Here is a 22,518-nt window from a genome sequence, read left to right on the forward strand (position 1 = left end):
GCCCTCACCCGTTCGTGTACTCCCGTACCGGTACCTGACGCGGCACCCCGGCCGGCCCACGGCTCGTCAGCGGGACGGGCAGCGGCATGCCGGAGGTGTCGCCCAGGAAGACCCTGCGCACCACCCGCTCCGCCGCGTGCCCGTCGTCGTACGGGCAGAACCGGGCGCGGAACGCCGCGCGGCGCTGCGCCGAACGCGGCCCGCGCCAGTGGTCCGTGGCGAAGATCTCGTGCAGCTCCTCCTGGTCACGGGCGACCGCCCCGGGAGGGAAGGCCGCCGGATCGAAGTACGTGCCGCGCGCACTCTCGAACGCCTGGGCGTCCTCCAGGTGGAGTACGACCGGCCGGTCGAGGTTGACGTAGTCGAACATCAGCGACGAGTAGTCCGTGATCAGCCCGTCGGAGGCGAGGCAGAGTTCCTCGACCGACGGGTGGCTGCTGACGTCGATGATCCGCGGATGCCGGGTGTGGCCGGCGGTGGCCCGTGCCGTCGCGTCCAGGTAGTGCGAGCGGGCCAGGACCACGAAGCCGGGCCCCAGGACGCGGACCAGTCGCTCCAGGTCCAGGGAGTGCTGCTGGGTACGCCGGTAGTCACGGTGGGTCGGCGCGTACAGCAGGGCGGTGCTGCCGTCCGGGACGCCCAGGCGCACGCGCAGCCGCGCGGTCTCCTCGGGGCCCGTGCGGCGGAAGACGTCGTTGCGCGGGCTGCCGTACTCCAGCGTGGTGTAGCCGGACGGGTAGGTGCGTTCCCACACGAGGGTGGAGTGCTGGTTGGCCGAGAGCGAGAAGTCCCACTTGTCGATGTTGCGCAGCAGCTGGTCGAAGTTCATGGACCCGGCCGCCGCGGGCCGGTGCACGAGGTCGGTGCCCATGGTCTTCAGCGGGGTGCCGTGATGGGTCTGCAGGAGCACCTGCCCGCGTCTCTTCACGAGTCTGCGGTCGAAGTTGACGTTGTTCACGAGGAATCCGGAGCGCGCCAGAGCCGTCCAGTACGCGGCGGTCCCCGGGTGCAGCACACGGGTCGCGTCCGGCACCGTGTGCGCGTCCTGGGGGCGGCAGATCCAGTAGGTGCGCAGCCCGGGCACGAGGGCTCTGGCCGTGGCCTCCAGTGCCGCGGGGCTGCAGGTGTAGCCGCGGTGCCAGTAGGCGGCGAAGACCGCGTCCGTGCTCCGGACGGGCAGGCGCAGCTGGACGCGGTAGTGCAGCTGGAGCGCGGCTCCGCGTACCGCCCGGCGCACCGTCGCCGCCGCGCGTCCGAGCCTCGCGCGCAGCCGCTGCGCGGCCCACAGCGCGCGGTAGGTGCGGTGGGCGCCCAGCCGGAACAGCGCGTGCCGGAGCCGGGTGCGGCGGGGCACGGGGGAGCCCGGGGTGCGGTAGCGGCGGCAGTGGGCGCGGGCGCGGCGGAAGAACAGGGCCCGGGTCCCGCGCGGCAGCCGGCCCCGGGAGGTGAAGAGCGTCGAGAAGTGGTCGAGCATCCTGCGGAACATCACCGGGCGCCAGACGGCGAGTTCGGGCCGGGCGTCGATGAAGGCGAAGACGCGGTCGTACTGGTCGAAGACGTCGAAGTGCCGGTGGGTGGTGGTGGACAGGATGTTGCCACGGCGCCGCTGGCGGTAGCCCACACAGACGGTGTCCAGCACCGCGATCGACCCGGCGGCCATCAGCACCGGGTAGGTCCAGGGGGTGTCCTCGTAGTAGCCGGGCGGGAAGGTGAAGCCCTCGGCCTCGATGAACTCGCGGCGGTACGCCTTGTTCCACACGACCATCAGGACCTTGAGCAGCTCGGGCCGCTCCGCGAGCCCGAAGGACGCGGGGCCGGTCTCTGCGAGGTGCTCGGCGAAGGTGTTGCGCACGCTCTCGCCCGACCAGTACGTGCGGGCGTAGTCGTAGACCAGCACGTCGGGGCCGCCGGTGGCCTCCAGCCGGTCGGCGATGGCCTGGAGCGCCTCGGGGGCGAAGGTGTCGTCACCGTCGAGGAAGAGCAGATAGTCTCCGGTCGCCCTGGCGACCCCGGCGTTGCGGGCGGGCCCGAGGCCGGAGTTGCGGGGCAGGTGGACTGCGCTGACCCGGGGGTCGCGGACGGCGTACTCATCGGCGATCGGGCCACAGGCGTCCGGTGAACAGTCGTCGACCACGATGACTTCGTAGTCCTTGAACGACTGGTTCAGCACGGAGTCGAGACACGCGTGCAGATACGCCTGGACCCGGTACGCGGGCACGATGACACTGAACCGGGGCACAACACATCCAGGGGTCGCTCGCGGGCGGGCAGGTGGCCCGCAAACGGCCGAAGGAGTGACTTGGTTACGCGGGATGTGGCATCCGGGGGAAGTACGAGGTAGGGCGGCCCGATCGCGAGTGAACGGGCCGCCCTTGTGTTGACGAACGTCTGTGCTGGTCCGGCTTCGCTACTTGACGGCGCCCGCCATCACGCCGGAGACGAACTGCCGCTGGAAGGCGAAGAAGACCGCCAGCGGAATCACCATGGACACGAAGGCCCCGGGTGCGAGCACGTCGATGTTGTTGCCGAACTGCCGCACCTGCTGCTGCAGGGCCACGGTGATCGGCGGGGAATCCGAGTCCGCGAAGATCAGCGCGACCAGCATGTCGTTCCACACCCAGAGGAACTGGAAGATCCCGAGCGAGGCGATCGCGGGACCGCCGAGGGGCATGACGACCCGGGTGAACAACCGGATCTCGCCCGCACCGTCCAGTCGTGCGGCCTCCAGCAGTTCGCGCGGGATCTCGGCGAAGAAGTTCCGCAGCAGGAAGATGGCGAACGGCAGGCCGAACGCCGTGTGGAACATGATCACGCCGAAGGTCGTCTCGAAGATCCCGATGGTGCCGAAGAGCTCGGACACCGGGATCAGGGCGACCTGCACGGGAACCACCAGCAGTCCCACGACCACCAGGAACCACCAGTCGCGGCCGGGGAACTCCATCCAGGCGAAGGCGTAACCGGCGAGCGAGCCGATGACGACCACGAGGACGGTGGTCGGGACGGTGATCAGGACCGTGCTGAACAGGGAATCGGTGATGGTCGAGTTGTCCAGCAGCCGCTGGTAGTTGGAGAAGGTGAGTTCGGAGGGTGCGGTGAACACCTTCCACCAGCCGGTCGCCGCGATGTCCTCGGGTCCGCGCAGCGAGGAGAGCAGCAGCCCGATGGTCGGCATCAGCCAGAACAGGCCCACCAGGACGAGGAAGACCCGCATGGCGCCGCCGCCCGCCCGGGCGGCGATCCGCGCGCCGAGGGACTGCTCGGCCTTCCCGGTTCTCCCGGCCTTCCCGGTCGGCGGGACCTGCTCGGCCTGTGCGGCCTTGGTCGTGGTCATCGGCGCCCCTCCTTCCGCATACGGCGGATGTTGAACAGCATCACCGGAATCACCAGCAGCAACAGAAGTACGGCGATGGCGCTGCCGATCCCGAGATCCGCGTCCGTGCCGAACGAGGAGCGGTACAACTGGAGGGCGAGGACGTTCGCGTCGTCCTGGGAGGATCCCGGCGCGATGATGAAGACCAGGTCGAAGATCTTCAGTACGTTGATCATCAAGGTGACCAGCACCACCGCGAGCACGGGGGCCAGCAGCGGCACCGTGATCCGACGGAACACCTGCCACTCGTTCGCGCCGTCCACCCGGGCCGCTTCGAGGAGTTCGCGCGGCAGTCCCGCCAGGCCGGCCGCGATCAGCACCATCGCGAATCCGGCCCACATCCAGACGTAGCTGCCGATGATCCCGGGCGTCACGAGGGAGGGCCCGAGCCAGTCGACGCCGTTGTAGGGCTCGCGGAAGTTGTCCGCCGGGAGCCGCAGCAGGCTCCCGTCCGCCGACGCGGGCAGGGTGAACACCCCGTCCGCGCCCGCCGTGGCCCTGGCGACGACCTTGCCGTCCTTCACCGCCTCGACGGTGATGCCCTTGAGGCCGAGCTCCTTCGGATCGACGAGGTTCGGCTTGCCGCCGCCGCCCTTGGTGAAGTCGAGCCAGGCCGTGCCCGTGATCCCCTCGCCGGACGCGGTGGCGGCCTTCGCCGGCTTCGCGTCTCCCGGCATCTTCGCCGGGGCCACACCGACCAGCGGCAGGCTCACCGGCTCACCGGCCCGCACGGTCTCCTTCGTCACGAAGGAACCGCCCCCGCCCGCCTTCAGCGGGTGGACGGGCAGCGGATGTGCCTTGGGGAAGCCGGACGACTGGGCGAACGTGTCGTGCACCCCCACGGCCACGGCGTTGGCGACACCGCGCTCCGGCGCCTGCTCGTACACGAGCCGGAAGATGATGCCGGCGGCCAGCATGGAGATGGCCATCGGCATGAAGACGATCAGTTTGAACGCCGTCCCCCACCGGATCCGCTCGGTGAGCACCGCGAAGATCAGTCCCAGCACGGTGGCGACGGTCGGCGCGAACACGACCCAGATCGCGTTGTTCTTGACCGCTGTCCGGATGGTGTCGTCCGTGAACAGCGCCTTGTAGTTGTCCAGGCCCGCGAAGCCGGTGCCGGACTGGTCGAGGAACGAGCGGTAGACGGAGTAGACGATCGGATAGACGACGAGTGAGCCGAGCAGCACCAGGGCCGGCAGCAGGAACGCCGCCGCGACGGCCCTGCGGGTACCGGTCACCCTCCCGCGCGGGTGCTTGCCCGTGCTCGTACCCGTGTCGGGACGCTTGTCGGCGGGGGGCGCGGTTCCGGCGCCCCCCGCTGTCGCTGTGGTCACCCCGTCAGCTCTTGTACGCCTTGGCCGCGTCGGACTCCAGCTTCGCTTGAGTCCCCGCGATGTCCTTCGGGTTTTTCAGGAAGTCCTGGAGCGTCTTCCACTCACCCTTGCCGGGCGTCCCGCCGAACGACTGAGGAGCCTGGTCGGACATGTCGAACCGGACGTCGTCACCGGCATCGATCAGCGCCTCGGCGATCTTGCGCTGCACGTCGTTCGGATACGCGGCCGCGTCCAGCGACTTGTTGGGCGAGATGAACCCGCCGGCCTCGGCCCAGATCTTCGCCGCGTCGATCGAGGCGAGCCAGGTCAGCAGCGCCTGGGCGCCCTTGCTGTCCTTGAGCGCCACGGCCGCGTCGCCGCCCGTCACCACGGGGGAGTCCGCGCCGACCGCCGGGAACGGGAACACCTTGGCGTCCGTGCCGACCTTCGCCTTGGTCTGCGCGATGTTGATGGAGACGAAGTCGCCCTCGAAGACCATGGCGCCCTTGGGCTGGTCACCGCCGGTGAACGTCTGGGTGACCGACACCGGGAACTCGGTCTGCAGGGCCCCGTCGGCCCCGCCGGCGATCAGGCTCGGCTTGCCGAAGAGCTCGGCGAGCGTGGTCAGGGCGTCCTTGACGGACGGGTCCGTCCACTTGATCTCGTGCTTGGCCAGCTGGTCGTACTTCTCGGGCCCTGCCTGGGAGAGGTAGACGTTCTCGAACCAGTCGGTGAGCGTCCAGCCGTCCGCGCCGCCGACCGAGACCGGGGTGACGCCGGAGGCGGAGACCGTCTCGGCGGTGGCGAGGAAGTCCTTCCAGGTCTTCGGCTCGCTCGCGCCGGCGTTCTCGAACGCCTTGGTGTTGTACCAGATCAGGGACTTGTTGGCGGCCTTGAAGTAGACGCCGTACTGGGTGCCGTCGACCGCGCCGAGGTCCTGCCAGACCTTGGAGTAGTTCTGGCCGAGCTGGGCCCTCGCCTCGTTGCCCACCGGCTTGGCCCACTTCTTGGCCACGGCCTGCTGGATGGCGCCCACCTGCGGGATCATCGCGACGTCCGGGGGCTGACCGCCCGCGATCTTCGTACCGAGGAAGTTGACGATCGGGTCCTGCGCCGGGACGAAGGTGACCGTGGCACCCGTCCGCTTCTCGAACTCGTCGAGGACCTTGGTGAAGTTGGCCTGCTCGGGTCCGGTCCAGACCGCGGCAACCGATATCTTCTCGCCGTCCAGCTTCGGGAGGGTGACGCTCTGAGCGCTGTCCTCGCCCTTGCCGGCGTCGTCGCCCTTGTCCTTCCCGGCGCCGTCGTCGCTGCATCCGGTGAGGGCCAGCGCCCCGATCGCGGTGAACACCAGTGCGGCCCTACGCATGCGAAGGGTTGTGCGCATCCCTGCCCCGTCTCTCCTGCGCGCGCATGAGACCCGAGCAGCACAGCAGGGGTTTCCCGCTGCTGCCGCTCGCGTCTCACATCGTGCGGTTCACGTCGTCCGTGCGGACAGTCCTATGCCCGGCACACCGGAGTGGCAATACCGTCGCAGGCGCCAACTCGGCGATCGTGATGGGCTCGTGACGTCGAACCAGGACAGGACGGCCTCGTCCGCCCGTACCGGGGTGAGTACCGGGAACGGGACGGGTAGGGCTACGGAATCAGCGGAGGCAGCGGCTCCGCGTTCACCGAACGGGCAGCCCTCTCCAGGGCGCTGGCCAGCAGGGCCAGGTCCGTGGGTCCGTTGCCCAGTTCACGGACCGGCCGGCGGGTCGGCGGATCCCCCATCCGCTCCCACTCCAGCGGCACGACGGTGGGCCGCTGAGTCGCCGTGCGCGGGATACGGCCGGTGACCCTGCCGCCCTGGAAGGGGGTCACCCGCCCGTCCGGATGCCCCAGCCGCCCCCGGCCCGGCGCCGCCTCGTCGGGTGACGGGGGGACGACGGGCGGGTCGAGAACGATGCGCAGTCGCGCGCCCCGGGCCAGCTCCGTGTCCTCGGTGCGGTCCGGGCGGGCGGACGTGGCGACCAGGTGGACGCCGAGACGCCCGCCGTCCCTGGCCACGGCCTCCAGGACCCGGACCACGGACCCGGCGGAGGGGCGGCCGGGGCTGCCGAGAGCCGGGGCGACCAGGGCGTCGAAGTCGTCGGCCAGGACGACCAGCCGGGGCAGGGGGGAAGGGCCGGGCTCCACCGGACGGGCCGAGGTGGTCCGCAGCCGCAGAGTGCCTCCGGCGGGCGGTTCGAGGTCGCCGCGCTGCTCGGCGGCTTCGGCGGGGCGACGGCCGGTGAGCGCCCGTGACTCCTCGTACCGGGCGTGCCATTCGGAGAAGTCCAGCGTGCCGAGCAGCTCCGCCCTGCGCTTCAGCTCCCCGGCCAGGGCCTGGGCGAACTCCCGCATGCGTACGGGGTCCGAGGCCACCAGGTGGGTGAAGACGTGCGGCAGTTCGGTGCAGGGGCGCAGCCCCTCGCCGCGTTCCCCGCGCTCGCCGCCCGCCCCGTCGATGAGGAGGATGCCGAGCCTGTCGGGGCGGGCGGCCGAGGCCAGTGACGCGGCGACGGCGCGCAGCAGCTCCGTACGGCCGCTGCCCGCGGGGCCCTCGACCAGCAGATGCGGCCCCTCGTCGGCCAGATCGACGGAGAGGGGGCCTCGGGGACCGGCGCCGAGCACGATCACGGGGCGTCCCGCGTAGCAGGAGGCCGGCCCTGTGCTCCCCGGCTCCGTGGCCCCGCTGTCGCGCCGCTGGGCGCCGATCCTGGGGGAGCCGCCGCTGCCGGCCGCGTGGGAGTAGGCGGAGCGGCCCGAGCCCGAGCTGGTGGGTCCGCTGCCCCGCAAGGGGGTGTGCCCGGCATCGGGGGACTCGCGCTGCGCGCCCACCCGGGGCTGTCCGGTGCTCAGGGTGCGGCCGGAGCCCGTCGTGTCCAGGTCCGCGGCCCCGGGCTGGGCCGTGCGCACCGTCGCGCCCGGCTGGTCCTCGGCGGTGGAGGCCCAGCGCGCCATCAGGGAGGCCGGGGTGGCCCTGGCGAGGCCCAGTTCGTCCAGCAGGCGGGCGGACGGAGGCAGCGCGGCCGTCATGGGCCGGCCGGGCAGGGCGGCCGTGCCCTCGTCGCGCAGCGGTGCGAGGGCACGGCCGAACCGCTCGGCCCAGGCCGCCGACACGGCGTCCACCGCGGCGACGGTGCCGTGGCCCGCCGCCTGGCCACCAGCGGTGCGCAGCAGCCGCAGAGCGGTCGCCACGTCGCCGCTCAGCATGGCGACCGCACCGCACTCGCGGAAGGCGATCGAGGCCCGGCAAGCGGTGTCGTAGGTCGCGGCGACGGGGGACGTCGGGGAGGCGGCCGGTGTCTCGGCCAGGCAGATCAGATGGATTCCGGCTGCCGCACCGGCGCCGGCCAGCCCGGCCGTGGTCTCGCGCAGGGCCGCGGAGCCGGGATCTCCGTCCACGATCACCACGGTGTACGGCCCCGTGTGGCGGGCGGCCGCCTCGGCCACGGAGGACCGGTCGGCGCTCGCCCAGCCGGGTCCCAGCGGCCCCTCCTCCATGCGTCGCACCAGTTCCGCCGCGCGTGCGCCCGCCTGGTCGCGGTCGTAGGCGAGGAGCAGCCGGCAGTCCTGGCCGTGCATGGGGCGCAGGTGGGGCAGCCAGCCGAGCCAGGACCACTCGCGCCGGCGGTCCTCCGGGCTCCGGGCCCGGTCCGTGCTGATCAGCACGATCTCGAGGTCGAACGGGGAGTGCAGCGCGGCGAGCTGTGCAACTGCCGAACGGGCGAGCCCGGACAGCCTGGCCCGCGGACCCGCGAGCCCGAGCGATCCGGCCTCCCGCAGTCCCACGGTGACCGGCACTGCGGGCAGGTCGGCCCGCTCGGTCGTCCCCAGCCGTACGACCAGGCTCTCGGGGTGCGTGGTGTCGCGCTCCCACAGGCGGGGGCCGGGACCGAGCGCGGTGAGCAGCACGGTCGCGGGGTCCGGCCAGGTGCCGGCCGGGGCGGAGGAGGCGTGAAGGGCGAAGGAGGGGGCGTGCGGGGCGGCTGCTGAATCCGGCCCGTGCGCCGGTGAGCCACCGGTGGGCGCCCCGTGTGTGAGTTCTCCCCTGCCGCCCGTGAAGCGTCGGGCCCAGGCGCCTATGCCGCCGCGTCGGGGGGGCTCCTCGTGGGGGAGCGGGTCGCGGGGGCGAGTCACCTGGCCGAGGGGTTCGCCGGGGTGCGTGTCGTGGTCCGAGGGGCCGTCGTCGTACACCTCGTGGGTGTCCCGTCCTGCGGGGGCGGGACCGTGGCCGTGCCCGCCGGCCGGGCCGGCCTCGGGCTCGGCGGCCGGCCGCGTGGCGCTGCCCGCCGCCTCCGTGCGGGTCACCCGCAGATGCCCCTCGCCGTCCGGCGTCGTCGTCAGCGCGGGTGACCGGTCGCCGGGCGTGAGCCGCAGCGTGGACTCGCCGAGCCGCAGCAGGGCGCCCGGGGCCAGCCGGACCGGGCGGTCGTGGACGTCCGTGCCGTCGAGCGAGGTGCCGTTGGTGGAGCCCAGGTCGGCGACGGAGACCCGGCCGTCCTCGGAGACCGTCACCGCGCAGTGCAGCCGTGACACGTCCGGGTCGTCGAGCGGGACGTCCGCCTCGGCGGAGCGGCCGATGCGGATCTGTCCGCCGTGCAGCAGATGGACCCCGCCGGCATCCGGTCCCGCGATCACGTGCAGCCGCGCCGGGACGGCGTCGTCGGTGGCCTCGTCGTCGCCGGGCACCTGGAGGGAGAGCATCGTGCCGTCCACCAGAGGCGGTTCTCCGAGGGCGCAGCGCTGCGGATCGAGTCGCTCACGCCCGGCGTACAGCACCGTGGCGCCACCGCCCAGGGAGCCCTCCGGGCCTGACACCGCGGCGGCCAGACCGGAGGCCACGGCGGCCAGGGCCGTCCCCGCGGGGGCGGTCACGAGCACGTCGCAGGCGCGCGCCGGGGTCTGGCCGCTGCGCGGCGCGAGGACGGTCAGCCGGATCTGCATCGCCGTCAGCGGTCCCTTCTGCGCGGGGTGCCGGCAGGGGAGACGCCCTGTGATTCCCCCCACCCGGCACGGACGCGTCGTCCGGTACAGGTCGTCACGGAGTGTGAGGCTTGCGACCTCACAGTTCCGTGCTGGAGGCATCCTCGCACCTGCCACCGACAACACGCCCGGGGGTGACCGCTTAGTGATCTTGAATGGCCGAGTGTGGGTGCAAAAGAGCGTGCTTGGTCCTGCCGGAGGTGTGCTGCACACTCGTTCGGCAACCAACTCTTCCGTGTGTGCGTCTTCCCGCTGACACAGCGGGAACACGACCGGAGGACGACCGGCCTGTGCCCCGCGCGGCGGCATTAGAGTGGGCCGGAACATCCGGGCGGGCCCGGGGGACCGCGAAGCACAACGATCAGCAGGGAGCGCATGACGTGCGGCCGGTAGGCAGCAAGTACCTGCTCGAGGAGCCGCTCGGACGCGGCGCCACGGGCACCGTCTGGCGAGCCCGCCAGCGGGAGACCGCGGGCGCCGAGGCGGCAGTCGCCGGGCAGCCCGGCGAGACCGTCGCGATCAAGGTGCTCAAGGAGGAGCTCGCCAACGACGCGGACGTCGTGATGCGGTTCCTGCGTGAGCGCTCCGTGCTGTTGCGGCTCACCCACGCGAACATCGTGCGCACCCGCGACCTCGTCGTCGAGGGCGATCTCCTCGCCCTGGTGATGGACCTGGTCGACGGTCCCGACCTGCACCGCTACCTCCGCGAGAACGGACCGCTCACCCCGGTCGCCGCCGCGCTGCTCACCGCGCAGATCGCGGACGCGCTGGCAGCGAGCCATGCCGACGGCGTCGTGCACCGCGACCTGAAGCCCGCCAACGTGCTGCTCGACGAGCGCAACGGCGAGATGCACCCGATGCTCACCGACTTCGGCATCGCGCGCCTCGCGGACTCCCCGGGCCTGACCCGGACCCATGAGTTCGTCGGCACGCCCGCCTATGTGGCGCCCGAGTCCGCCGAAGGCCGGCCGCAGACCTCCGCCGTGGACGTCTACGGCGCGGGCATCCTGCTGTACGAACTCGTCACCGGCCGTCCGCCGTTCGCCGGGGGCACGGCTCTCGAGGTCCTGCACCGGCACCTCAGCGAGGAGCCCCGGCGTCCCAGCACCGTCCCCGAGCCCCTGTGGACGGTCATTGAGCGCTGCCTGCGCAAGGACCCGGACCAGCGGCCCAGCGCCGTGAACCTGGCCCGTGCGCTGCGTACCGTCGGCGCGGGCATCGGCGTGCACGCGAACTCCGCGCAGATCGCGGCCGCCGAGGGGGTGGGCGCCCTGCTCGCGCCCGACCCGGCGCCCGCCGCCGTCCCGGAAACCCCGGGCGCGGCCGACCCGACGCAGGTGCTGCCGAGCAACGCGGGATCATACGACCCCTCGGCCGCGACCAGCGTGATGCAGCAGACTCCGGGAGGGGGCGGCCAGGCCGACCCGACCGCGATGATGCCGCCCGTACCGCCGCGCCCCGACGGCGCCCCGCGCCCCGACGAACCGCACCCCTGGCAGTCGCAGCTCAGGGCGGCCCGGGACCGCAACGAGCAGACGCAGGTCCAGTATCTCGACCCTAGCCAGGACCCGCTGCGCCGTCGTCCCCAGCGCCAGCAGCCGCCGCCGCAGCAGCCCCAGCGCGCCCAGCAGTATCAGCCGCAGCAGCAGCCCCAGCACTACCAGCAGCAGCAGAGGCAGCAGCAGCAACAGCAGCAGCCCCAGAGGCAGCCGCAGCGGCAGCAGTACGCGCCCCCGCAGCAGCCGGCGCCCCAGCCCCCGGCCCCCCGCCAGCCGAGGCAGCGCAATGCCAACCCGATGCGCATCCCCGGTCTGGGCTGCCTCAAGGGCTGCCTCTTCTCGGTGGTGCTGCTGGTCGTCGCCGCCTGGCTCATCTGGGAACTGACGCCGCTTCAGGACTGGATCGCCCAGGGCCAGAGCTTCTGGGACGCCATAGGGGACGGAATCGGCAACGTGACCGACTGGTTCAAGGAGCTCGGCGAAAGCGACCCGGGCGCCACTACCGGTCAGTAGAAGCCCCCACTCTGTTCCTTTGTCGACTTCTGCGGGCTCAATTCGCCCGCAGAAGTCGAGGTTGGCGCCATCCCGGGCACGCAACGCCCCGTTCGACGCGTAACTTTGTCGACCGGGGGTCAACGCCAGCCGCTGAGGGAGCAGTCTTGGCACGGAATATCGGCAGCCGGTACACCGCCCACCAGATCCTGGGGCGCGGCAGCGCCGGCACGGTGTGGCTCGGCGAGGGGCCCGAGGGCCCGGTCGCGATCAAGCTGCTCCGTGAGGACCTCGCGTCCGACCAGGAGCTCGTGGGCCGCTTCGTACAGGAACGCACCGCGCTGCTCGGGCTCGGTCATCCGCACGTCGTCGCCGTCCGCGACCTCGTGGTGGACGGCACCGACCTGGCGCTGGTGATGGACCTCGTGAGGGGCACCGATCTGCGCACCCGCCTGGACCGGGAGCGCAGGCTCGCACCCGAGGCCGCCGCTGCGGTCGTCGCCGACGTCGCCGACGGGCTCGCCGCCGCGCACCGCGCCGGAGTGGTCCACCGCGACGTCAAGCCGGAGAACATCCTGCTCGACATGGAGGGCCCGCTCGGCCCCGGCGGTTCGCACCCCGCGCTGCTCACCGACTTCGGCGTCGCCAAGCTGATCGACACCCCGCGCCGCACCAAGGCCACCAAGATCATCGGTACGCCCGACTATCTGGCCCCCGAGATCGTCGAAGGTCTCCCGCCGCGCGCCGCCGTGGACATCTACGCCCTCGCGACCGTGCTCTACGAGCTCCTCGCCGGCTTCACCCCCTTCGGCGGGGGCCACCCCGGTGCCGTCCTGCGCCGCCATGTGACCGAGACGGTCGTCCCGCTCCCGGGCATCCCCGAGGAGCTCTGGCAGCTCCTGGTCCAGTGCCTGGCCAAGGCCCCGGCCTCCCGGCTGCGTGCCTCCGAGCTCGCGACCCGGCTGCGGGAGCTGCTCCCGCTCCTGGCGGGGATACCCCCGCTCGACGTGGACGAGCCGGACGGCGAGGCCGAACCGCAGGCGTACGACGAGCAGCAGTACACCCCGGTCCCCGAGGAGCCCCGCCGCCGTGGCGCGGTCCCGCTGGTGCCCGGATCCTCCCCGGACTCCAACCGCGACACCCATACGAGCATGCGCGTGCCCGCCCCCGACGAGCTCTCCGGAGGCCCCCTCGGCACGGCCCGCGCCCCGCGTGCCCCCGGCCGGCCGCGCCCGGGTTCGGCACGGAACAAGTCGGCGGCGATCCGCAAGCGCAGGATCACCCTGGGTGCGGCGGCGGTCGCCCTGTGTGCGGCGATAGGGGTGGGCGGCTGGCTCGCCACGAGCGGCGACGACCCCGGCACCGCTCCCGAGGACACCCGGAACTCGGCGCCCACGGCCCCCTGAGAGGAGTCCCGGAGGTGCCGGGATCCGGGGGATGGGCTGGTTCACCCGTCCAGCCGTTACGCTGGTCCCGTGGCAGTCGTCGATATTTCCGAAGAGCTGAAGTCCCTCTCCTCCACCATGGGGTCGATCGAGGCCGTCCTGGACCTGGATTCGCTGAGGGCCGATATCGCCGTGCTCGAGGAGCAGGCGGCGGCGCCGTCCCTCTGGGACGACCCGGAGGCGGCGCAGAAGATCACCAGCAAGCTTTCGCACCTCCAGGCCGAGGTCCGCAAGACCGAAGCCCTGCGCAGCCGCATCGACGACCTCGAGGTCCTCTTCGAGCTCGCCGAGGACGAGGGTGACGCCGACGCGCGCGCCGAGGCGGAGACCGAGCTGGAGTCCGTCCGCAAGGCACTGGACGAGATGGAGGTCCGCACGCTCCTCTCCGGTGAGTACGACGCGCGCGAGGCCCTGGTCACCATCCGCGCCGAGGCCGGTGGCGTGGACGCCGCCGACTTCGCCGAGAAGCTCCAGCGCATGTACCTCCGCTGGGCGGAGCGGCACAACTACAAGACAGAGGTCTACGAGACGGCGTACGCCGAGGAGGCCGGTATCAAGTCGACCACCTTCGCGGTCGAGATCCCGTACGCCTACGGCACGCTCTCCGTCGAGCAGGGCACGCACCGGCTCGTCCGCATCTCGCCGTTCGACAACCAGGGCCGCCGCCAGACGTCCTTCGCGGGCGTCGAGGTGCTGCCCGTGGTCGAGCAGACGGACCACGTCGAGATCGACGAGTCCGAGCTGCGCGTCGACGTCTACCGTTCCTCGGGACCCGGCGGCCAGGGCGTCAACACCACGGACTCCGCGGTGCGCCTGACCCACCTGCCCACGGGCATCGTCGTCTCCTGTCAGAACGAGCGCTCGCAGATCCAGAACAAGGCGTCCGCGATGAACGTCCTCCAGGCGAAGCTCCTCGAGCGCCGCCGCCAGGAGGAGCAGGCGAAGATGAACGCGCTCAAGGGCGACGGCGGCAACTCCTGGGGCAACCAGATGCGTTCCTACGTCCTCCACCCGTACCAGATGGTCAAGGACCTGCGTACGGAGTTCGAGATGGGCAACCCGGAAGCCGTCTTCGGGGGCGAGATCGACGGTTTCATCGAAGCCGGTATCCGCTGGCGCAAGCAGAGCGAGAAGTAACCTCGGCCGCATGGCCGTCGGGTCCGGACAGGTTCTCCTGTCCGGACCCACTTGCGTTTCCGACTCCGGGTCTCCACCCTGCCGGGTGTGCAGGGCAGTTGAGGGGGAGATGTGGTGGGTGAGTCACAGTCGTGATTCCGAATAGCTGTCAAGTGCCCGCATAGCGGCCCTAATGCCCCCGGAACCGCCTTGACGTAGCCCTTAACTCTGGACAGGGTGCTAGAGCAGCACGCGTATGTCTGGGACAGGTGTGAACGGGGGCGGGCGGGATGACCACGGTACGGCGTGGCCCTGCAGAGCATGTGACCCCGCAGGGCCGTGGACCGCATATGGCTGCTCCATCGACGAGATCGGCTACTGGGGGTAGCAACAGATGACGAAGAAGACGCGAATCCGCGTCGCGCGGATAGCCGCTGGTGCGGTTATCGCAGCGGGTGCCTCGCTCACCGCAGCGGGCGCCGCGCAGGCCGTGGGCCTCGGTCTCAACATCGGCGTGGACGAGGCCGATGTCAGCGCCCAGGTCACGACCGACGGCGACAGCGGTATCGGCGGTGTTGACGGCGGTGGCGACAGCGGCGCCGGTGGCGCCGACGGCGGTGGCGACAGCGGCGCCGGTGGCGCCGACGGCGGTACTGATGGCGGTACTGACGGTGGCGCCGACGGCGGTACTGACGGCGGCGTGATCGGCGGCATTATCGGTGGCACTGACGGCGGTGCCGACGGCGGTACCGATGGTGGTACTGACGGCGGGACTGACGGCGGTACCGATGGTGGTACTGACGGCGGGACTGACGGCGGGACTGACGGCGGGACTGACGGCGGGACTGACGGCGGTACCGATGGTGGTACTGACGGCGGGACTGACGGCGGGACTGACGGCGGTACCGATGGTGGTACTGACGGCGGTACCGATGGTGGCGCTGACGGCGGTACCGACGGCGGCGCTGACGGCGGTACCGATGGTGGCGCTGACGGCGGCGCCAATGGCGGGACCGACGGCGGTACCGATGGTGGCGGGTCCACCGGTGGGTCCACCGAGGGGTCTGCCGACCCGTCGTACCCGGACGCCGGTGACAACACCGACACGGACAGTGTCGGCAACCAGCCGGTCGAGCAGGGCAAGGGCAAGGACGAGCTCGCCGAGACCGGTGCGGCCGAGACCACGTTCCTGCTGATCGGCGCAGCGACGATGATCGCCGGTGGCATCGGCTTCCGCATCCTGCCGCGTCTGGCCGGCGGCGGTCGCACGACCGCCTGACGCCCGTAAACGCACGTAGAGGGGCCCGGGAGAGCCGATGTGGTCTTCCCGGGCCCTTCGGCGTTCCGGGCCGCTCCAGCGGCCGTACGCCCATGTCTCAACCCCGCCGGGCGGGGGATGCGGCCTCCGGCTCAGATGGCCTGGTGCGCCAGCAGTGCCAGTGCGGCCACGAGGATCACCATCAGTGCTATCAGCATCGCCGGATTGAGCCCCGCGAACGGCCCCTGCTCCTGCATCCGCTCCCGGCTCGCCCGGCAGACGCGGCAACGGCCCTCGCTCACGGGCGCCGCGCAGTTCGCGCACACCAGTCGGTCATAGGTCATGCGCAGTCCTCCTCCCGCGCGGCGGGAGCCGCCTTCACGTTCTCTCCGCACAACGCTCAGGGAAACGCAACCGTTCCCCCTACCACTGTGCCAGCTCGCGCCCATTTCGGCGCGGCCCGCAGGACGAGGTCCGGCCCGCCCCGTTTCGTTCCGTACCGCTTTCCGTCACAAATCCCTCATTGCCGGACGCCGACTGCACGCGCTCACCCGCTTCGCGTATGGTCACGCTCACCTACCCCCGGCCGACCGTGGTGCATCCGTGATCCGATTCGACAACGTCTCCAAGACCTACCCGAAGCAGAGCCGCCCAGCTCTCCGGGACGTCTCACTCGACATCGAGAAGGGCGAGTTCGTCTTCCTCGTGGGCTCCTCCGGCTCCGGCAAGTCCACCTTCATGCGGCTCATCCTCCGGGAGGAGCGCGCCAGTCAGGGCATGGTCCATGTGCTCGGCAAGGACCTCGCTCGGCTGTCCAACTGGAAGGTGCCGCAGATGCGCCGCCAGTTGGGCACCGTCTTCCAGGACTTCCGGCTCCTCCCCAACAAGACCGTCGCCGAGAACGTGGCCTTCGCGCAGGAGGTCATCGGCAAGCCGCGCGGCGAGATCCGCAAGGCCGTGCCGCAGGTTCTGGACCTCGTGGGTCTGGGGGGCAAGGAGGACCGGATGCCCGGCCAGCTCTCCGGTGGTGAGCAGCAACGTGTCGCGATCGCGCGGGCGTTCGTCAACCGCCCCATGCTGCTGATCGCGGACGAGCCGACCGGCAACCTCGACCCGCAGACCTCCGTGGGCATCATGAAGCTGCTCGACCGGATCAACCGGACCGGCACCACCGTGATCATGGCGACCCACGACCAGAACATCGTCGACCAGATGCGCAAGCGCGTCATCGAGCTCGAGCAGGGCCGTCTCGTCCGTGACCAGGCGCGTGGCGTCTACGGCTACCAGCACTGAGAGGGGCCGGCCCCTCCGAGCCCCCGCACGAGCATCGAGTACTGAAAGGACGCCATGCGCGCCCAGTTCGTCCTGTCGGAGATCGGCGTCGGTCTTCGTCGTAACCTCACGATGACCTTCGCGGTCGTGGTCTCCGTCGCCCTCTCGCTCGCCCTTTTCGGCGGTGCGCTGTTGATGCGCGAGCAGGTCAGCTCGATGAAGACCTACTGGTACGACAAGGTCAACGTCTCGATCTTCCTGTGCAACAAGAACGACGCCAAGGACGTACCCAAGTGCGCCAAGGGTGCCGTCACGGCGGAGCAGAAGAAGCAGATCAAGGCCGACCTCGAGAAGATGGAGGCCGTCGAGAAGCCGGTCCTCTTCGAGACGGTCGACCAGGCCTACAAGCACTACCAGGAGCAGTTCGGCGACTCGCCGATGGCCGGCAACATCACACCGGACCAGATGCAGGAGTCGTTCCGGGTCAAGCTGAAGGACCCGCAGAAGTACAAGGTGGTCGCGACGGCCTTCGCGGGCCGGGACGGGGTGCAGTCCGTCCAGGACCAACGCAGCATCCTGGACAACCTCTTCGGGCTGATGAACGGCATGAACGTGGCCGCGATCTTCCTGATGGGGCTGATGCTGGTCATTGCGCTGATGCTCATCGTCAACACCGTCCGCGTCTCGGCGTTCAGCCGGAGACGTGAGACGGGCATCATGCGGCTGGTGGGGGCCTCGGGCTTCTACATCCAGATGCCGTTCATCATGGAGGCCGCGTTCGCCGGACTCATCGGCGGTCTGCTCGCCTGCGTGATCCTCGTCGCCGCGCGGTACTTCCTGATCGACGGCGGTCTCGCGCTCCAGGAGAAGCTGAACCTGATCGACTTCATCGGCTGGGACGCGGTGCTCACGAAGCTTCCGCTGGTCGTCGCGATCGGGCTGCTGATGCCCGCCGTTGCCGCTCTCTTCGCGTTGCGCAAGTACCTCAAGGTGTGACGAGCGCCCCGTCCCGCAAGCGGCCAAGGAGCCGTGTGCGGACGGGGCGTTGTCCTACACTCGGCCACATGATGGGCCATACGTACCATTTCAAACCCCGCGGTGTCTGCCGCGGGGCGGCCCTGACGTTGGTGTTCGCGAGCGTGCTGGCCACCGCCGCGGCCACCGGGTCCCTGCCCCGGGAGGACGACAGGGGTACGGAGATAGAGACGCGTTCGGTGTCCTCCACGGTGGGCCCGGTGGACCGTGAGGAGATCGCGGACGCGGTCGCCGACGCGGAGGCGGACGGGAAGTCCGGCACCGACGCCGCCGAGGAGGTCGTCAGCCGCAGCGGGGACCGCTGGGGCGCGGTGTACGACGAGCGGGAGTACGAGGAGTTCGAGCAGGCCCTCGACGGTTCGTACACCGGGGTGGGGATCTCCGCCCGCCGATCGGCCCGCGGCGAGGTGACCGTGACCGGGGTCCAGGAAGGCGGACCGGCGGCCGGGGCGGGCATACGCAAGGGCGACCTGCTGCGCACCGTGGACGGCCGTCCGGTCGAGAAGCGTCCCGTCGCCGACGTCGTCGCGCTGCTGCGCGGGGACCGGACGAAGGCGCCCGAGGGCTCCTCCGTCGTGCTCGGGCTGAGCCGCGGCGCCCACTCCTGGACCACCAGCCTGCGCAGGGCCCGGCTCAGCACCGACCCGGTGAGCGTCCGGCGGCTCGGACAGGACCCCTCCTCCGCCGTGCTGATCAGGGTCGCCGCGTTCACCAAGGGCGCCGGCACCGCGGTCCGCGACGCCGTGGACGAGGTTCCCGGGGACGCCGGGATCCTGCTGGACCTCCGGTCCAACGCGGGCGGTCTGGTCACCGAGGCCGTCACCGCGTCCTCCGCCTTCCTGGACGGCGGGCTCGTCGCCACCTACGACGTACACGGTGACCAGCGCGCCCTCTACGCCGACCCCGGGGGCGACACCGACCGGCCCGTGGTCGTCCTGGTGGACGGCGGCACGATGAGCGCCGCCGAGCTGCTGACCGGCGCCCTGCAGGACCGGGGGAGGGCCGTGACCGTCGGGTCGCGCACCTTCGGCAAGGGATCCGTGCAGATGCCCAGCAAGCTCCCGGGCGGCTCGGTGGCCGAGCTGACCGTAGGGCAGTACCGCACTCCGGCGGGCCGGAGCGTCGAGGGAAGCGGCATCACGCCCGACGTCGGGGCGGGCCCGGAGGCCCAGCAGCGGGCCGAAACGGTATTGAGTGGCCTCGGGGGTGGGTCGTAGTGCGAAAATGACCGCACTATGGCCAAGGAAAAAGACACCGGGCGCAAGATGATTGCGCAGAACAAGAAGGCGCGGCACGACTACCACGTCCTCGACACCTACGAGTGCGGTCTCGTACTCATGGGTACGGAGGTCAAGTCGCTGCGGATGGGCAGGGCGTCGCTGGTCGACGGCTTCGTCCAGATCGACGACGGCGAGGCGTGGCTGCACAACATCCACGTCCCGGAGTACGTGCAGGGCACCTGGACCAACCACTCGGCCAAGCGCAAGCGCAAGCTGCTCCTGCACCGGGCCGAGATCGACAAGCTCCAGGCCAAGTCGCAGGAGACGGGCCACACGATCGTGCCGCTCGCGCTGTACTTCAAGGACAGCCGCGTCAAGGTCGAGATCGCGCTCGCGAAGGGCAAGAAGGAGTACGACAAGCGTCAGACACTGCGCGAGAAGCAGGACACGCGGGAGACGAACCGTGCGATCTCGGCGGCCCGCCGGCGCCAGCGCAGCGCGTAGCCGCCACCCGGCCCGGGGCCCGCGCCCCGGAGCCACCGGAATACGGTGGCATCCGCGTGCGTTGGTCACGTACGATGGGCCTTGCACCTCACAGAGGGTGCGCGCATTTGAAAAAACAACATGGGGATGATCGGTTTCGACAGCGGATGTCGAAGCAGGGGAAGCGAGTCGAGGAAGCGGCAATGATCTCGTAAACCATATGTCGCAAACAATAATCGCCAATTCCAAGCGCGATTCCTCCGCCTTCGCCCTCGCTGCCTAATTAGCAGCTAAGCGAAGACTCTGCGGAGTGTCAGCCCGGGGGTGATCCCGACCCGGATCCTGGCATCAACTAGGGATCTAAACTTCTAAGCCCGGTCACGGGGCCTGGAAGGAAATCAAACAGTGACTGGGCCTGTCGGAGGCTTGTTCGCGTGACCTCCGGGGCCGAGAAAAGCGCAGCGAACTGCACTCGGAGAAGCCCTGGTTCCGCACCGTTGGACGCGGGTTCGATTCCCGCCATCTCCACAATTCCCATGTGAACGAGGACCCCGTTGCCCCTGGCAGCGGGGTCCTCGTTTTTTGTGTGTGCCCTCCGGAATCCGTTCAGGTTCGGCGCGTTCCCGCAGCCGCGACGGCCAGTGCGAGGGCCGCCGCGCACATCGGCACCGCGTAGCCGGTCACCGTGCCGGCGTGTTCCACCATCCAGCCGCCTCCTGCCGAACCGGCGGCTATGCCGCCCAGCAGCGCCGTGACGGCGAGCGTCATGCCCTCGTTGAGCTGCGCCTGCGGGGTGAGCCGCTGGACCAGGGTCATGCCGGTGACCATGGTGGGTGCGGTGGCCGCCCCCGCCAGGAGCAGGCAGCCCGCCAGGACGAAGAGCGAATCGGTCGTGGCCGCCGCGACCAGGGGGAGGGACATCAGCACGGTCATCCCCGTCAGGCACAGCAGCAGCCTGCGCCCGGGGCGTGCGGCGGGGCGCAGCGATCCGTACAGCAGGCCGGCCACGCAGGAGCCGCCGGCCTGGAGCGCGAGGATCGCGCCTCCGGCGTGGGCGATGGAGACGACCTCCATCGCTCCGAAGACCGCCCCCGTCGCGAGGAAGACGGTGAGCAGGGCGATCATGCCCGGGGCGCGCAGGGGGGACGCGGCTCGTGTGCCGGGGGTCACCGGCGGTTCGGTCGCACGCTGCGCGGCGAAGATCAGCACGCCGGCCATGAGGAGGATCGCGCCGGTGAGGGTGCCCGCTTCGGGGAAGAGCGCTCCGCACAGGGAAGCGGCGAGAACCGGGCCGAGCATGAAGCACAGTTCGTCGGCGGCCTGTTCGAAGGAGTTGGCGGTGTGCAGGGCCGCCGGGTCGCCCCTGTGCAGATGGGCCCAGCGTGCCCGGGACATGCCGCCGGTGTTGGGGGTGGTGGCCGTCGCGGCGTAGGCGGCGAAGAGGGTCCAGACCGGGGCGTCGTAGTGCACGCAGAGCGCCAGGGCCAGCGAGCCGAGCACCGCGACCGCGGTGGCGGGCACCGCGACCCGCGCCTGGCCGTACCGGTCGACGAGGCGCGCGGTCCAGGGCGCGACCAGGGCGGTCGCCGCCAGTCCGGTCGCGGTGACCGCTCCCGCGAGGGCGTACGAGTCGTGCGCCCCGGCGATCATGATGACGGCGCTGACGCTGAACATCCCCATCGGCAGCCTGGCGAGGAGATTGCCCGCGGTGAACGCGCGTGCGCCGGGGGTGGCGAGCAGCCGGAGGTAGGGATTGGACACAGCGGTGACGGGCCGGACGGGGGTGGTCGGGGCGGGCGGGGTGTCGGCTGGAGCCGGGACGGCGGTTTCGTGAGGCACCGGTCCAGCTTCGGATCGCGGTGGTCGTGGCGTCCAACACCTGATCCGGGCCCATTGACGCACTTCCGTTGTAAATTGGGGCAGTGGCCGCATCCGACATCGATCCCCGGCTCCTCCGCGCCTTCGTCGCCGTGGCCGAGGAACTGCACTTCACCCGGGCCGCCGCCCGGCTCTACCTCGCCCAGCAGGCGCTGAGCCGGGACATCCGCCGGCTGGAGCGGGAGCTGGGCCGGGGGCTCTTCGTCCGCACCACCCGCCAGGTCTCGCTCACCCAGGACGGGGAACGTCTCCTGCCGCACGCCCGGCGGGTGCTCGATGCGCACGCCGCGCTCTCCGCCGCCTTCGTCGACCCGGCGGAGCGACCGCTGCTGGTCGACCTGAACACGGACGGGATGACCGCGGCCAGGGTGCTCGCCCGGGCGCGGGAGCTCGCGCCCGAGTGCGAGCTGATGGCCCGCTTCGAGAGCGGGCTCACCTGGGCGGCGGGGGAGGTGCTCGCGGGACGGCTCGACGTCTCCTTCGGACGTGCCGCCGGGCTCGATCCCGCGGTGCTCGCCCAGCTCTCCGTACAGCCGGTGCGTTACGAGCCGATGGCCGTCCTCCTGCCTCGAGGTCATCATCTGGCCGGGCGCGCGGAGGTCGCCATGAGTGATCTCGCCGGTGAAACCGTCTACGCCGGGGCGGGCAATATGCGCACGCTCGAGTGGACGGATCTGGCGTCCGCGCTTTTCGCGGAGTGGGACATCGTCCTCGCTCCGCCGGCTCCGCTGGCCGTCGGAGTGGCCGAATTCCAGCGGATCATGGCGAAGACGGGCAACCCGGTGCTGGCCGTCGCCGGGTTCCCGCCGCTGCCGGGGACGGTGTTGCGCCCGCTCGTGCGGCCGGTGCCCCTGTCGCCGCTGCTGATGGTGTGGCGCAAAGGGACCGGTCATCCCGGCCTTGCCGCCCTGCGTGCCGCTGCGGCCGAACTCGCCGGGACGGAAGGGTGGATGGTGAGACCACCTGCATCGTGGTTGCCCGAGGCGGATCTGTCACTGATGAGTCACCGTTCATGAGCAACCGGTGACATTTCCCGTTGTGCGTGGCCGCCGTGCGCTACATTCAGGGCTTCGGGTGCCCGGTGACAGGTGGCATGCGGACGGGGTGGGGGCCCGGTTCGTTGG

Annotated in this window: 16 protein-coding genes and 1 other RNA gene; 10 read left to right on the plus strand and 7 right to left on the minus strand. The window is 71.0% G+C overall.

Annotated elements, in window-relative coordinates:
• Positions 1–4: 4 nt before the first annotated feature.
• The 5 genes from ABZ441_RS25095 to ABZ441_RS25115 form a co-directional block, all read right to left on the minus strand.
• The gene (locus tag ABZ441_RS25095; RefSeq protein WP_358978102.1) at positions 5–2,239 is read right to left on the minus strand and encodes a bifunctional glycosyltransferase family 2 protein/CDP-glycerol:glycerophosphate glycerophosphotransferase; all 2,235 of its coding nucleotides are present in this window, start codon (positions 2,237–2,239) and stop codon (positions 5–7) included.
• A 168-nt stretch (positions 2,240–2,407) separates the two neighbouring features.
• Positions 2,408–3,331 (minus strand): carbohydrate ABC transporter permease, encoded by a 924-nt coding sequence (locus ABZ441_RS25100; protein ID WP_358978104.1) that lies wholly within the window; start codon positions 3,329–3,331, stop codon positions 2,408–2,410.
• Complete coding sequence (locus ABZ441_RS25105; protein WP_358978106.1) at positions 3,328–4,707, minus strand: sugar ABC transporter permease; 1,380 nt, start codon at positions 4,705–4,707, stop codon at positions 3,328–3,330. The genes ABZ441_RS25100 and ABZ441_RS25105 overlap by 4 nt, the downstream gene beginning before the upstream one ends.
• 4 nt (positions 4,708–4,711) lie before the next feature.
• Positions 4,712–6,073: an extracellular solute-binding protein gene (locus ABZ441_RS25110; RefSeq protein WP_358978108.1), complete on the minus strand. Its 1,362-nt coding sequence runs from the start codon at positions 6,071–6,073 to the stop codon at positions 4,712–4,714.
• Between the two features lie 251 nt (positions 6,074–6,324).
• A complete protein-coding gene (locus ABZ441_RS25115; protein ID WP_358978110.1) occupies positions 6,325–9,657 on the minus strand; it encodes an FHA domain-containing protein in 3,333 nt (1,110 codons plus the stop codon).
• A 419-nt stretch (positions 9,658–10,076) separates the two neighbouring features.
• Here ABZ441_RS25115 and ABZ441_RS25120 point away from each other — a divergent pair, with 419 nt between their 5' ends.
• The 4 genes from ABZ441_RS25120 (at position 10,077) to ABZ441_RS25135 (ending at position 15,527) form a co-directional block, all read left to right on the plus strand.
• Positions 10,077–11,708, plus strand: coding sequence for a serine/threonine-protein kinase (locus ABZ441_RS25120; RefSeq protein WP_358978112.1), 1,632 nt, complete (start codon positions 10,077–10,079; stop codon positions 11,706–11,708).
• A 146-nt stretch (positions 11,709–11,854) separates the two neighbouring features.
• Complete coding sequence (locus ABZ441_RS25125; RefSeq protein WP_358978114.1) at positions 11,855–13,093, plus strand: serine/threonine-protein kinase; 1,239 nt, start codon at positions 11,855–11,857, stop codon at positions 13,091–13,093.
• A 69-nt stretch (positions 13,094–13,162) separates the two neighbouring features.
• Entirely contained in the window at positions 13,163–14,269 is a 1,107-nt protein-coding gene (gene prfB, locus ABZ441_RS25130) for a peptide chain release factor 2 (RefSeq protein ID WP_358978116.1), read from the plus strand.
• 373 nt (positions 14,270–14,642) lie between these two features.
• Entirely contained in the window at positions 14,643–15,527 is an 885-nt protein-coding gene (locus tag ABZ441_RS25135; RefSeq protein WP_358978118.1) for a hypothetical protein, read from the plus strand.
• Positions 15,528–15,658: 131 nt separating this feature from the next.
• Here ABZ441_RS25135 and ABZ441_RS25140 read toward each other — a convergent pair whose 3' ends face one another.
• Positions 15,659–15,850 carry a hypothetical protein gene (locus ABZ441_RS25140; RefSeq protein WP_205023726.1) on the minus strand — a complete coding sequence of 64 codons (192 nt, stop codon included), beginning with the start codon at positions 15,848–15,850 and terminating at the stop codon, positions 15,659–15,661.
• Between the two features lie 259 nt (positions 15,851–16,109).
• On the opposite strand from ABZ441_RS25140, the gene ftsE reads away from it, so the two are divergent.
• The 5 genes from ftsE to ssrA all read left to right on the plus strand — a co-directional run bounded on the left by ftsE (position 16,110) and on the right by ssrA (position 20,047).
• Positions 16,110–16,799 (plus strand): cell division ATP-binding protein FtsE, encoded by a 690-nt coding sequence (gene ftsE, locus ABZ441_RS25145; RefSeq protein WP_031100680.1) that lies wholly within the window; start codon positions 16,110–16,112, stop codon positions 16,797–16,799.
• Between the two features lie 54 nt (positions 16,800–16,853).
• Complete coding sequence (gene ftsX / locus ABZ441_RS25150; RefSeq protein WP_358978121.1) at positions 16,854–17,774, plus strand: permease-like cell division protein FtsX; 921 nt, start codon at positions 16,854–16,856, stop codon at positions 17,772–17,774.
• 68 nt (positions 17,775–17,842) lie between these two features.
• Positions 17,843–19,030: a S41 family peptidase gene (locus tag ABZ441_RS25155; RefSeq protein WP_358978123.1), complete on the plus strand. Its 1,188-nt coding sequence runs from the start codon at positions 17,843–17,845 to the stop codon at positions 19,028–19,030.
• An 18-nt stretch (positions 19,031–19,048) separates the two neighbouring features.
• Positions 19,049–19,537 carry an SsrA-binding protein SmpB gene (gene smpB / locus ABZ441_RS25160; RefSeq protein WP_358978125.1) on the plus strand — a complete coding sequence of 163 codons (489 nt, stop codon included), beginning with the start codon at positions 19,049–19,051 and terminating at the stop codon, positions 19,535–19,537.
• A 122-nt stretch (positions 19,538–19,659) separates the two neighbouring features.
• Positions 19,660–20,047: a transfer-messenger RNA gene (gene ssrA / locus ABZ441_RS25165) on the plus strand.
• Between the two features lie 75 nt (positions 20,048–20,122).
• Here ssrA and ABZ441_RS25170 read toward each other — a convergent pair.
• Positions 20,123–21,277, minus strand: coding sequence for an MFS transporter (locus tag ABZ441_RS25170; protein WP_358978163.1), 1,155 nt, complete (start codon positions 21,275–21,277; stop codon positions 20,123–20,125).
• Positions 21,278–21,438: 161 nt separating this feature from the next.
• On the opposite strand from ABZ441_RS25170, the gene ABZ441_RS25175 reads away from it, so the two are divergent.
• Positions 21,439–22,410 (plus strand): LysR family transcriptional regulator, encoded by a 972-nt coding sequence (locus tag ABZ441_RS25175; protein WP_358978127.1) that lies wholly within the window; start codon positions 21,439–21,441, stop codon positions 22,408–22,410.
• Positions 22,411–22,518: the final 108 nt, after the last annotated feature.

It is taken from the genome of Streptomyces sp. NPDC005752 (genome assembly GCF_040630715.1).
GTDB lineage: Bacteria > Actinomycetota > Actinomycetes > Streptomycetales > Streptomycetaceae > Streptomyces.